Source organism: Microcoleus sp. B3-D2, assembly GCF_036705345.1.
Classification (GTDB): Bacteria; Cyanobacteriota; Cyanobacteriia; order Cyanobacteriales; family Microcoleaceae; genus Microcoleus.
In genome coordinates, this window is record NZ_JAUBUG010000002.1 from 53046 (window position 1) to 65885 (window position 12840).

The 12840-nt window shown below is 46.6% G+C and carries 11 protein-coding genes; 3 read left to right on the top strand and 8 right to left on the bottom strand.

Going from position 1 to position 12840, the window contains the following annotated elements; translation table 11 throughout:
* Positions 1 to 47: 47 nt before the first annotated feature.
* The 5 genes from QUB14_RS01220 to QUB14_RS01240 all read right to left on the bottom strand — a co-directional run bounded on the left by QUB14_RS01220 (position 48) and on the right by QUB14_RS01240 (position 5495).
* Entirely contained in the window at positions 48 to 830 is a 783-nt protein-coding gene (locus tag QUB14_RS01220; RefSeq protein WP_333214297.1) for a hypothetical protein, read from the bottom strand.
* 165 nt (positions 831 to 995) lie between these two features.
* The gene (locus tag QUB14_RS01225; protein WP_333214299.1) at positions 996 to 1925 is read right to left on the bottom strand and encodes an LD-carboxypeptidase; all 930 of its coding nucleotides are present in this window, start codon (positions 1923 to 1925) and stop codon (positions 996 to 998) included.
* A gap of 288 nt (positions 1926 to 2213) precedes the next feature.
* Positions 2214 to 2975, bottom strand: coding sequence for a type I methionyl aminopeptidase (map, locus tag QUB14_RS01230; protein WP_190659689.1), 762 nt, complete (start codon positions 2973 to 2975; stop codon positions 2214 to 2216).
* Between the two features lie 133 nt (positions 2976 to 3108).
* On the bottom strand, positions 3109 to 4194 hold the full coding sequence (locus tag QUB14_RS01235; RefSeq protein ID WP_333214301.1) for a glycosyltransferase family 4 protein: 1086 nt from the start codon (positions 4192 to 4194) through the stop codon (positions 3109 to 3111).
* A 107-nt stretch (positions 4195 to 4301) separates the two neighbouring features.
* Positions 4302 to 5495, bottom strand: a complete 1194-nt coding sequence (locus QUB14_RS01240) for a HEAT repeat domain-containing protein (RefSeq protein WP_333214303.1) — start codon at positions 5493 to 5495, stop codon at positions 4302 to 4304.
* A 914-nt stretch (positions 5496 to 6409) separates the two neighbouring features.
* On the opposite strand from QUB14_RS01240, the gene QUB14_RS01245 reads away from it, so the two are divergent.
* A complete protein-coding gene (locus QUB14_RS01245; protein ID WP_333214305.1) occupies positions 6410 to 8164 on the top strand; it encodes a CapA family protein in 1755 nt (584 codons plus the stop codon).
* Between the two features lie 132 nt (positions 8165 to 8296).
* Here QUB14_RS01245 and QUB14_RS01250 read toward each other — a convergent pair whose 3' ends face one another.
* Both QUB14_RS01250 and QUB14_RS01255 read right to left on the bottom strand, forming a co-directional pair.
* Complete coding sequence (locus QUB14_RS01250) at positions 8297 to 9388, bottom strand: PfkB family carbohydrate kinase (RefSeq protein ID WP_190659697.1); 1092 nt, start codon at positions 9386 to 9388, stop codon at positions 8297 to 8299.
* Between the two features lie 286 nt (positions 9389 to 9674).
* Positions 9675 to 10226, bottom strand: a complete 552-nt coding sequence (locus tag QUB14_RS01255) for a response regulator (RefSeq protein WP_333214307.1) — start codon at positions 10224 to 10226, stop codon at positions 9675 to 9677.
* A gap of 198 nt (positions 10227 to 10424) precedes the next feature.
* On the opposite strand from QUB14_RS01255, the gene QUB14_RS01260 reads away from it, so the two are divergent.
* Positions 10425 to 11414: a lipoyl synthase gene (locus QUB14_RS01260; protein WP_333214309.1), complete on the top strand. Its 990-nt coding sequence runs from the start codon at positions 10425 to 10427 to the stop codon at positions 11412 to 11414.
* 652 nt (positions 11415 to 12066) lie between these two features.
* On the top strand, positions 12067 to 12171 hold the full coding sequence (gene psaX / locus QUB14_RS01265; protein ID WP_333214470.1) for a photosystem I protein PsaX: 105 nt from the start codon (positions 12067 to 12069) through the stop codon (positions 12169 to 12171).
* Between the two features lie 244 nt (positions 12172 to 12415).
* Here the strand turns inward: psaX and QUB14_RS01270 are convergent, their stop codons facing one another.
* Complete coding sequence (locus tag QUB14_RS01270) at positions 12416 to 12781, bottom strand: hypothetical protein (RefSeq protein WP_333214311.1); 366 nt, start codon at positions 12779 to 12781, stop codon at positions 12416 to 12418.
* Positions 12782 to 12840: the final 59 nt, after the last annotated feature.

Here is a 12840-nt window from a genome sequence, read left to right on the forward strand (position 1 = left end):
TCTTCGTAGAAACCCGGTTTCTGATTCCGCGCTACAGTTTGACGTACTTACCTCGTCACGCAGACTCCGCCCACCACTACCCGACATTGATCTCGGCCCGCATCGAATCTACTATCATTCCGCCTCGCCGAATCTAAATCTCTAGTCCGCGAATTGTAATAATAATCTCCCGCCGGAAAGTTTCTAGTCGGGACAGCGCAGTAAGTCGAGTCTTGATTTCCATCATCAAACCTTACTCTCACCATAGAACGTCTCTCGCGACAATCAACAGACCGCAAGCCAAAATCATCTTGCAGAAGCTGTGCTCTGTCATATTGACCGTCATATCGACCGTCATCTCGCCTCGTGTACCAATCGTCCCGCGAATTGCGAGATTGTCTGCCGCCCCCATCAATTCCCGCAACTTCCAGCGTGTAGTTACCGCCTCTGGCTGCATCTTTTGCTAACACTAACAGTTTATAATCGCCACTACGGGGAATTTGATAATTAAAAGAACGGTCTTGCGTAAAAGCGACTTGTTTGTTGTTCCCGTAAAACAGCACCATGACGGGAGCAAAACCGCTCCTTGTATCTGTGTCTAAAAACACTTCAATGTTATCGCCTTCCCGAGCGCTGAATGTGTATTCTTGGCCGCGCAATTCTTCCGTCGGAGAACCCGGAACCCACATATTTCGGAAACGGTAAATCGGGGAAGTGCGGCGAATTACTCCATCTATGCGATCGTTATTCCCTATCTGTTCGCCAACTGCACTAGACGAAATGCCAGTGAGTGCCAATCCTGCAACTAGCACAGTGGCCGCAATACTGTTTAACAAGTTGTGCGTTCTCATATCAACCTCTGGAAAAATTTAAAATCTTTTTGCTTTCTTGGCGCCGACATTTGCATACACAATCCATTTTAAATGTAATTTCTGCCAACCGTGTCAACCTCACCTAACCCCCCTATTTAGCTGGTGGAAAATCTCAAGTTAAAGTTATAGACGTTGATCTCTTATCTAAAGTTGCGATTTATCGCCGCAAATCAGCAATCCCGATTCAGCGTCGAGACTTGCCATAATCCCCATCGGTAAAGCAGCGTTAACGCCCTCGTGCCCGAAGGGCAAATCCGAGACAATGGGAATATTCAAGTCCCCCAGCCGATCGCGCAAAACTTCTTCAATGCTAAAACTGGGAATACTCGGGTCAATCTCGCAGTGGCTGAAACGTCCCAAAGCAATGCCTCGCACCCCAGCGAAAGCCCCCGCCATCCGCCAGTGAGTCAGCATTCGATCGACCCTGTAAGGAACCTCGGAAACATCCTCAAATGCGAGAATAACCCCGGTCAAATCCGGTTGATACGGGGTTCCGAGCAAATGAGAAGCGACCGTCAGATTCGCAGGAAACAGCCGCCCGGTGGCTTTTCCGCTGCCCCATCCTTTACCTTGCAAAGATTGTAAGGGACGACCTTCTATGCAGTCAAAAAGTCGATCGACAGACCAATCCGGTTCATCCGCCAAAGTTGTCAGCATCGGGCCGTGAACGCCCCAAACGCCCAATTTAGCCTGATTCCACAGCAAAGCAGTAATGTCGGAAAAGCCGATTAACCATTTCGGGGAATGGGAATCGGGAGTTGGAAATTGGGAATTTTCCGCCTTTCCCACATTTCCTTTTTCCAAAAGCCGAGTGCTGCCGAAACCGCCTCGCACACACAGAATACCGCGACAATCCGGGTCATTTAGGGCATCTGCCAACTGTCGGACGCGGTTTTCGTCGGAACCGGCTAAATAGCCCCAGCGATCGTCAAAACCCGGTGTTAATTCAATTCGATAGCCGCGGGATTTCCAAATTTCTACACCCTTTTCAAAGTTGGTTGATTCTCGCAAAGTGCCACTAGGGGCAATTACTTTGAGCAAATCTCCTGGTTGCAGAAATTGTATATCAGTCATTAGTTATATCGTGTTTGGTGAATCAGCGTAATTCTGTAAGGGCGGGTTTTACAGACAATTTCTGACTGAAACAGACAATCTCGAAAACCCGCCCCCCCATCTATAAATACAAACCTACATTTTCGGATTCGATGCAAATTTCAGGTTGATGTAGGTTATCGGTTGTGGCGGGGCGGGTTTATCTAGATTGTTGATAATCGTTAGATATTGTCTGTGAAACCCGCCCCTAGGGGATATGGTTGATTATTGATTTAGGAGTGAGTTTTTCAGATTGTTGGTTAATCATTACTACGGTAAAGTCAGAATTTCCACCCCAGAATCAGTCACAGCCAGAGTGTGTTCAAATTGAGCCGAAAGCTTTCCATCCTTGGTGATAGATGTCCAACCATCGGCGAGAATTTCCACTTCCCAAGTACCCTCATTAATCATCGGCTCGATCGTAAAAACCATGCCTTGTCTGAGCTTTTTTCCTGTGCCCCTTTTGCCGTAGTGCAGAATTTCCGGTTCAGTGTGAAAGACTCGGTGAATCCCGTGTCCCGCAAAATTTCGCACTACCGAAAAACCCTGTGCTTCAGCATATTCTTGAATCGCGGCACCGATGTCGCCGGTACGAGCACCCGGTTTGACTTCCGCAATTCCTCTTCTTAAACATTCCTCGGTTACTTCAACTAACTTTTTCGCTACCGGTGAAGGTTTTCCCACAAAAAAAGTTTTGGAAGTATCGCCATGATAACCATCAACTAAAGGTGTTACATCAATATTAATAATGTCACCTTCTTTCAGAATTTGTTTCGCATTGGGGATGCCGTGACAGACTACTTCATTGACGCTAGCACACAGAGATTTGGGAAATCCTTTATAGCCTAGCGGAGCGCTTTTTGCTCCGTGTGCCAAAGTCCAGCGTTCGGCTTCATCGTTAATTTCTAGAGTGCTTACTCCCGGTTTAACCATCGGTTCTAGATGTAGCAGAAGTTCGGCCGCTAAACGGCCTGCTTGGCGCATTTTTTCGATTTCTCTACTGGATAAAAGCACTAAACGTTCGGTTGCCATGGTTTTTTTTTGTCTTTTTGTGTAGTCGCTTAAGAGTTAATTTAACTCAATTTTAGAATAGATTTGAATTGCTGTTCAATAAACTTGTAAGGTGCGTCCGTCAGGGAATATTGGTAAAATTTTGCCAGTATTATTACTTACACACCCTACTAGCAGTGATAGATTTGAACCAGTGTTCACAACGATCGCCCAAAGCTGCTAAAGAATATTCTACCTCTGCTTGTCGCCTGCAAGCGCTGCGGTCAATTTGGTCTAAGTGGGCGATCGCACCTACCAAGCCATTTACACTATCAGGCTCCACTAAAAAGCCCGTCAGTCCGTCTCTAACAATTTCTGCCGGCCCCCCGCGCTCGTAAGCAATCACGGGCACACCGCACGCTAAAGCCTCGATCGCGACATTTCCGAAAGCTTCCACCCAACGTGGTGTCATCAACAATGCTCGGCACTGACGGACTTGCTCTTGCATTTGGGTTGTTGTCAGAAACCCTAAATATTCTACCGGAGCATCCGGGTAATCTGCACAAATTTTTTGCCAATAATCCTCATCTTGCATTTTGCCCATAATTTTCAGGGGAATGCCTGTAATTTTCGCTGCTGCTACTGCATCTTCTAAGCCTTTCTCCGGGGCGATGCGGCCTAGCCAAGCTAATTTAGACTGCGGTTTGTTGCAAAATTCGTACAGGGATAAATCTATGCCATTTCCCAACAACTGACATTCATCGGCAAAGGCGAATGTTTTGGCTTGAGAAGCGGTGTGAACTCCGATCGTACCAGGAAACTGGAGGGCGGTTTGTCCGGCGATGCGATCGAGGGCGGCGGAAAGGGAACCCATGCTGATCAAATGTGCGATCCGAGTCCTAAAAAATGGTGTCAAATAAAACGGCAGCCAATCGTAGGCAAAGTTAACAATGACATCCCATTCATCCTGAACTTGGCGAGCATATTCCCACATATTCGCCAGCACAGAATCTGCGGGCATCACAATAGGATCATTGTAATCTTGTGTTTGGGCGGTTACTTGCAAATCGCCCGTTATTTCGATTACTGGAATTGATTCTAAGACTGAACCTATCGGCGCTACAACTGCTATTTTATGACCGCGACTCTGCAATTCTTTAGCAATGTTAAGGACTGTAAGTTCGACACCGCCACCCAACCCCGAACCTAGTTGACCGACCGAAGTTGACAGGAACAATAGTTTTAAATGGTTATTAGTCATTAATCCTTAATCATTAGTCAGCATTCACTAATTTTAACATAATCTAAATTATAAATCCTCCCATCTCAAATCTCAATTTTCAAATAATTTTAAAATTGCTACCTTTATTAATCTCTCCCAGAACGCGGACGGAGGCGATTCAACTGATTGATTGCCCAGCGAGCAACTTCCTGAACTTCGGGATCTGGATCGTCCGTCGCACGGTGCAACAAGTAACTGATTTGATTCACCAATTCGTAAACCCGCGTCAAGTCGCGAATTGCATTTTTACGCACTTCGGGATTTTCATTTTGCAGCGAAATTGACCACGCATTATTCATGGGTTTGAGCGTGCGAATGCCAATTTCCGAGAGACTTGCCAAAATTAAACTGTACTGCTTGGAGTCGGAATTTGCTAGCAAATCGAGCAACGGCTCAACTGCTCTGGAATCTCCCCGCTGGCCGAGTTCCCAAATTGCTTTGCCCCTCTTTGCCGGATTTAGGTGCTGCAAATCTTCAATCAGTGCTTCAATAATATCAACTTTAGGTCTACCATCCGTTTCGGGAAGGGCAATATCTTTCTTGGGACTCGCTAGGGAATCGCCTTGATTAGTTGTTTCGGGAATGTTGAAACCTGTGTTGCTGTACCCATTGCTGTGATGTTCCAAGGGCGAGGTGTCGGAATTAATTCCATCGCCCTCGAATGCTGCATCGTCGGATTCTGATTCCCCGGATTCCAGGATAAAAGGTCGATCGCTGCTGTCGAGACTGTTGTCTTTTGGCAAATCCAAAGGGTAGGGCAAGGCTGACAGCGGTTTTGATAGCCCAAAAGAAGCTTCTTGCTGTGTAATTGCGTGCGAGTTTGTAGGAGAATCGGAATTAGTAAATTGAGAGTTTCTTTGGTTGTGGCGCTCAAATCTTCCCCGTCTTCGCTTAGAATAATTTGACTCGTCACTGCTAACTAATTTGAGCATGATAAATACTGCCGCTGCCGTGACGACAACTGCTGCCAAACCCAACATTAAGAACCCCCGCTGACGAGACAAAATGACGATCAAATTGGATACTGATTTCGGGATCTTAGAATTAGATTTGGACGTTTTGGACGGCTGAGATTTGTTTTTATCGGGCGCTGGAGACGGTTTTGAAGGCTTGGAATCCTGGCGATCGCCCGGGGGAGAGTTCGCCTGAGCAATTTCTGGGGAAACAGCCCGGTAGGAAGCATTGAGAGCCTGGTGCTTTCCGTCCGCACTTGGACTGAACGCAGCGCCCAGACAGGCAATGCAGGTGAACAAACATACAGAGGAGCGGTAATGCGCCATAAGACTCAATCCGGGTTTTGAGAGGCAACGCCGCATGACGAGCTTTAGTTTAACCTTGAGTTAGCTCGATCCTAGCTGCTATGGACTTAACTAACTCACTAATAGCACCAGACTAACGAAAAACCCTGGTTTGAGAGGGCACCGAGCCAGCTCTCATAACCACAATTGTGTCATTGACGTGCAACTCCTTTAAATCATTAGTTTAATTAGTTTAAAACGAACAACTACATCGGCGGCCGCGACTTTAGCAGCGGCATCCCGAAAGTTGATTGCAGCTAATCTCACCTACGTGCAGTGTGCAGTGCAGGCCCCGCAGCGCAGCACTGCGGGGGCACTAGCAGACGATTGTGGCTCGCCGTCGATTTCTCACTAATAGCGTGGTATGACCAAGAGTTTAACAAGCTTCCGAGCCTGCGGGTCGATCGTTTTTATCTGAATTTGGGCCCAAGTGGGACAGGGGGATTGGCACTGGAAACGAGAAACCTGGTTTTTTCGTTAATTCTTCGCTACTAAACCGCATATTTTCAGTACATTCAAGGACGCACTCTGGAGATCGTAAACCAGTTTTATTTACCAAAAATGCTGTAAGAAAGAGAGCGCTGATTTGACAGATGTTAATTTGAAGGGGGCAATTATGCCGGATAGAAGTGTTTGGGCGATCGGCTAATATAACCGTTAGGAAATATTGTATTCAGCTAGCCAGCGCCAAAAATCATACTATCTTGTAAAAGTAGGGTCGGATTTAGTTAGGAGCTATAGTGACAGCGAGTAGACCCTTTCACGCAGGCGTCCTATGCCAACGTTTTGTTTATTTCTACCCACTTATTTAAGTTAAATCAATCGGTATTTAATGCTGTGCCGCCAAATTTGATATAAGATCGAACTAAATTTTTAGTGTGAGAGTAGAGGCGTTTGTGAGCCAACAAGATATTTTAAATTTAGCAAAAGAAGGCGATGCTAGGGCGATCGCATTTCTGATCGGCCAAGCACTCCAAAGCTTCGGCGTCACGGCTAAAGCCAGCCGGGAAAATGACACCCTGCACCTGCTGCTGGAAGCAGAACAATTGCCCGCAGAAGAAGCCTGTCTCCGAGTCACAATCAAAGGGTTGCAGCGGCTGCAACCAAATAACCTTTACTCAGTGACAATTTACGGGCGGCAGGGCGGCCAGCAATTACCCGCTTGGACTCAGACGGTAGAATTAAAAAAACGCTTGACTTCCGAACCCGTGAGTCCATTAGTTGCCGTGAATGCAGCAGTAGCCGCTAGTGCAGCAGTAGCCGCGAGTCTACCCGCTTCTCCCATTCCTGTGACTTTGCCCAAGCTAGAAAAACCTCAAAATGTCACAACTGCGCCCCCTCAAACACCAGAAAAATCTCCGCCCCAACCCCCTAAAATCCCCACTCCAAAACCCCCAAATCAAAGGCAGCAAAAGCAATCACCCCAGCCAGAGTTAGCCCGCACTAAAACTAAAAAATCTGGGCTGTCACTCGGTGCTCTGAGTCTAATTCTCGTGCCGATATGCGGCTTTGTTCTGGCTTCTCAATTTTACAAACCCTCAACCACCGCTACTAATAACCCTCTAACGTCCAAGCCTGCGGTACAAGAAGTGATCTCGACACCAGCACCAGCAGCCGCAGCCAAACCCCTTCCAGATCCAAAATCGCCCTCCCCGGCTGCCAAAAAACCTGCCACTGTGCCCGCAACTGTCAGCATCAAAGCAGTTGGCGACATGGTTCCCGGTACAAATTATCCCTACAACAAACTGCCGGCAAAAAAAGAGATGTTATTAGAGTCGGTAAAACCGTACCTCAAAGGAGCTGATATTCTGTTTGGCAATTTTGAAAGCACGATGACCGATTATCCTTACAGTTCCAAAGCAGGCGGCGGACGAATGCTGATTGCCTTTCGGACGCCTCCGAGTTATGCCAAAATCTTCAAAGATGTTGGTTTTGATATTTTGAGTATTGCCAACAATCACTCTTACGATTTTCACGAGCAGGGATTTAATGACACGATTAAAAACATCGACAGCAATGGCATGAAGGCTGTTGGTAAAAGAGATCAAATTGTTTATAAAAATGTCAAGGGCGTGAATTTTGCCTTTATCGGTTTCAGCAACTACGGCGACGTTCACAATTCTTTGCTGGAACTGAAAGCAGGAGCAGAAGTTGTCAAAAAAGCCAAACAAAATGCTGATATTGTAGTGATATCAGTTCATGCTGGTTCTGAAGGAACGGGAGCTCTGAATGTGAGAAATAAAACTGAGTTCTTTTACGGAGAAAACCGGGGAAATATGGTTTTGTTTTCGCGGACGATGATTGATGCGGGAGCAGATTTGATTTTGGGACATGGCCCGCACGTTCCCAGAGCTATGGAACTTTATAAAGGGAAATTGGTTGCTTATTCGCTGGGCAATTTTTTGGGTTATCGCACTTTGTCCTCAGCAGGAGCACTCGGTAAATCTCTAATTTTGGATGTGAAAATGACTCCGCAAGGGGATTTTGTTTCTGGTAAGATTATCCCCGTCCAACTTGACGGGCGAGGTGTGCCGGCTGTTGATAACAATTTTAGGACTGTGGGGTTAATTGACCGTTTGACAAAGAGCGATTTTCCCAATAGCGGTTTGACAATTGATGACAAGGGACAAATTTTGAAAAAGAGTAAGTGAGTAGGGTGTGTCGCCCTCAACAATAACTGGTTCCCAGGCTTGGGCTGGGAACCAGTAATAAAACTATTGTGGCCCGTTGCTCTAATCAACGTCCGAAATATGCAATTTAAATGCTATACAGCTTAGCCGCCCCTATAGTGCAATCATCGTTTTCAAAGCTTCTTTCATTTCGTCTGCTGTCGTCGTTGCCGTACCGAACTGACGCACGACAATACTAGCCGCCAAATTGCCCAAAACTGCCGCTTCCCAACCAGATGCACCGACGCACAAAGCTAAAGTCATTGCTGCTACAACTGTATCTCCAGCACCGGTTACGTCGAATACATCAGTCTTGTTAAAAGGGGGAATATCCCAACTTTGAATGGCAAATTCCCCCTTTTCACAAATGGATGTTGGAGGGGGTGAATTTTTGATTTCTTCGCCGTTCGCCCTTTCAAACAAAGTCATCCCTTCTTCGCCGCGAGTAATCAGGATTTTTTGAGCTTGAGTTAAGTTCAACAAATCGCGTCCTGCTTGCATTAAAGTTTGAGGGTTTTTGATAGCATATCCGACGGCTTGCTCGGCTTCTGGCAAGTTGGGAGTAAATAACATTGCTCCAGAATATCGCTGCAAATTTGTTTGAGCGTCTACAATTGTTTTGCCGGGAACCACTGCCGATTCGATCGCCAAGTTCGTCAAAACTCCGTCGCCGTAGTCGGAACAAACCACTGCATCTACTGTCGGTATTTGCTGCCGGATGTAGTCTGCCAGTTGCAACTGCAAATCTAAATCCGGCAACTCGTCCGATTTGCGATCGACTCGGACAATTTGCTGAGTCACTGACTGCCGCGCGTGCCCGGAAATTCGAGTTTTGGTGACAGTTGGACGCTGCGAATCGATTAAAATCCCACCCGTATCAATTCCCGCCGCCTCAAAAATACCGCACAAAGCCTTTCCCTGGTCGTCTTTTCCCACCAAACCAGCAACTTTTACTTTGCCTCCCAGTTTGGCTAAATTATAGACAGCATTTGCGCCACCTCCGGGTACTTGCTGAGTATTTTCGTAGCGCAAAATCAACACAGGTGCTTCGCGGGAAATTCGCTCTACTTGTCCGGTAAGAAACTCGTCCAAGGTCAAATCTCCGATCGCTAATACCTGCGCTCGATCGAAGCAGTCTAATCTTTTCAATAATTGCTCTGTGGAGGCACGCAGTTGAGGCAAAAAATCGGAATAGTCGTTAGTCATTAACCAAAAAAATGAGACTGAGGAGTTAATAATTGAGTGTGGAACGAGCGGGAATTAAAAATCCTAATATTAATTAATAATTAATTTCCTCCCTTGTTTTATTTTTAACTTTTAATTGATTTTCTCACTGGGATTTTGAGAAACCAGTTGCAGGCTATTGGCGATCGCATTCGCTCAAACAATTGGGCAAAAAAATGCCGATAAAATCGCCGCCCTTGAGACTCAACTGAAAGTTGCACGGTGTGGAAGTTTCCTTCTACATAAGTGCCTTCAAAAAACAGCAGAATTATTTCAATTTCTGCTTGATGATCGTAATCACCTGACTCATTTGTTTTTTGAGTGCATCAATTTCCGCTTGCATTTTCGCCATTTTCGCAGTCATCGCCTGAATTTCGGCGGCGTCCGCTCCAGAGCTGGGTGCAGCGGCGGCTGCTGGGGCTTCCGGCACTGGTTTCTTTTTGGCCAGTACCATCGCCGATTTGATTGCCTCGGTTAGCTGCTTCTTCTCAAACGGTTTGGCGATGAATGCAAAAAAATGCTTCTCAAAGGGTTTCGGAATTTTTTCCATCACCTCTTCTTCGCGGCCCGACATGATCACCAAAGGTATTTTAGAAAGCTCAGGATGGGCTTGCACTTTTTGATACACTTCCCAACCGCTGACTTTGGGCAGTAGGAAATCTAACATAATTAGATTTGGCCGGGCTTGACGGATCAGTTTGAGTCCCTCTTCGCCGTCTTTTGCTTCTAGAACTTCAAAGTTACCCTGAGGCAACATCTCTCGGACTCGGACGCGGATGACTTTACTGTCATCGATTACCAAGATTTTTTGACCAGCCACGACTGACTCCTTCAGTAATGAATGAGTGATGATTTGCAACCTTCAGTATATCCCTAACAGAATTCTACCCATAATTCTGGGCGAGTTTAGTTTTGTTGCACCTCGGCGCGATCCTGATTTCGGGTGATATTCCTACAAGTTCAGGGGCTGAGATTTCGGATAGGATCGAAGGAATTAACTCAATCGCCACTTAATTTTATGTCGCCCCAAACTCCTAAAACTCCTACTGTCACAGCAGTTGCTGCCCAAATGCGGGGTGAAATTGAGGCGATGCCGGAGTGGTTGCGTAGGCCCGTTGGCAAAGCTAGCGAACTTTCCCAAGTCCAAAAAATTATCAAACAGCGGCAAATTCACACGATTTGTGAGGAGGGGAGATGTCCCAACCGGGGCGAGTGCTACGCCCAAAAAACGGCGACTTTTTTGTTGATGGGGCCGACTTGCACCCGTGCTTGTGCTTTTTGTCAAGTAGATAAAGGTCATTCTCCGATGCCCCTCGACCCGGAAGAACCGCAAAAGGTGGCAGAGGCTGTGCAGTTGTTGGGTTTGCGCTATGCGGTGCTGACTTCGGTGGCGAGGGATGATTTGCCGGATGGGGGTGCGGGTTGGTTTGCCAGGACGATCGCCCAAATCCGCCTTCTAAACCCGGATACTGAAGTTGAGGTACTGACGCCGGATTTTTGGGGGGGAACAGGTAGGGGCGGTGCCCCCGTGCCCGCCCGAACCGTGCCCGCCCCCGACGGGGAGAATTCCGGGATCGATGAGTTGCAGCGAGCTCGGATTCGGACTGTGGTGGAGGCTAAACCTGCTTGTTACAACCACAATATTGAGACGGTGCGCCGGTTGCAAGGGCCGGTGCGGAGGGGGGCCAAGTACGATCGCTCGATCGACGTTCTGCGTATTGTTAAGCAATATGACCCAACTATTCCCACCAAATCCGGTTTGATGTTGGGGCACGGGGAAACCGAAGCCGAGATAGTCGAAGCGATGACTGATTTGCGGGACGCCAAGTGCGATCGACTCACCCTCGGTCAATACATGAGACCATCTCTAGAGCACCTCCCAGTGCGTAAATACTGGACGCCGGCCGAATTTGACCGTTTTGGGTCGATCGCGCGGGAGATGGGGTTTGAGCGCGTGCGATCGGGGCCTCTCGTCCGCAGTTCCTACCACGCCGGAGAGAGCGATTGAAACTAATTTGAATTCAACTCGGTATAAACTTGTTACCAAGAAATTGGGTATAAAGCCCCGTCCTTCTAGGACGGCTTTAATTAATTATCAACTTTTGTTAATTGTTTTCTTGAACTTTCTTGCATTGTGTTCATTGTAGAGTACAATAACTAGACTACAGGTAGAATAACCGCCGATACACATGAGACACCACGCTCAAACGACGGGTCGGAAAACAATAATGGTTAGTGGGTAGCGACAACCACGAAAAACATAGCTGGGCTAACTAATGTAAGCCAAAATCAGAGACTAAACTTTTTATTTCTAAAATGTACTGTCTAAAATGTACTGTGGGGCACACAGAAACAAGAGAAGCAATTCTCGAAAGCTTGGGGAGACAAACCCTCGCGAGGCTATCTAAATTAAGCTCGATATTTGGTTCTTTTGAACGGATACCAGGTTTAAACACTGCCGCAAGGATAGATAGTTTTAAGGTATGTCGCAGAACCAAGAATCCCCTCGCCTTCAGGCAGGGGAGTGTCAAAAAAAATAACTCTAGAGGATTGTGCATAAGTGCGACGCTCTCTGCTATTTGTAAAGAGAGTGACATTATCAATTAGGAGCTTTACCTATGCCAGAGATAGCGAAGAACCAATTAAAATCCGACTCCGTGATGAAAACGGGCAAATTCCCTTACACATTTCGCGCAGGCTGGTTTCTGTTGTTGTTAGCCATCAATTTTGTGGTTGCAGCCTTTTATTTCCATATCATTGAATAGTTCTGCAAGTTAAGTTTTAGCAGACCCTGCTGTTCTCGACCTCAACGTCGGAGAATGGCAGAGAGGGAGAGGGGAAGAGTTTGGAGTTGTGAGTAGGGGAGAATATGACTTCATTCTTCTAACGAATGACTACTGACTTTTTCCCTCTTCCTTCTGACTCCTGACTCCTGAATCCCGACTTTTGCTCAATAATTAATCCGTGTATCCGTGTCCAAATCCGTGTCGTGCCTTCCTTCTTCCTTCTCTACCGATTTCTCGACGCTTCTAGCTTTGACAAGCGCTCTTGAATTTTAATAACATCTTGCTTAGTTTCAATTGCCAAAGTTGCTAAATTGTCAAACATTGGGTCTCCCGACTGCGTTCTAGGATTTTTGCGATCAGAACCTGAAGGGGAAGCAGACTGAGGCCGGTTAACTCTAGAACCTTGATTCTGCAAACTGTAGATTTGTCCTCTGAGTTCAGAAATTTGACGTTCTAATTGAGTAATACGAAATTCTAATTGACTTGTGGATTGAGCGGGCGTAAAAATTGGCGCAACAGCAATTGCTAAGGCACAAGCCAGACACAAAACACAGAGTTTCAGGGCGCGATGGCGAATATTTTTCGGCATAGCTTTAATGATTTAAATTATACCAGTTCTACGATAACAAATCGCCAATATTTTTGGTC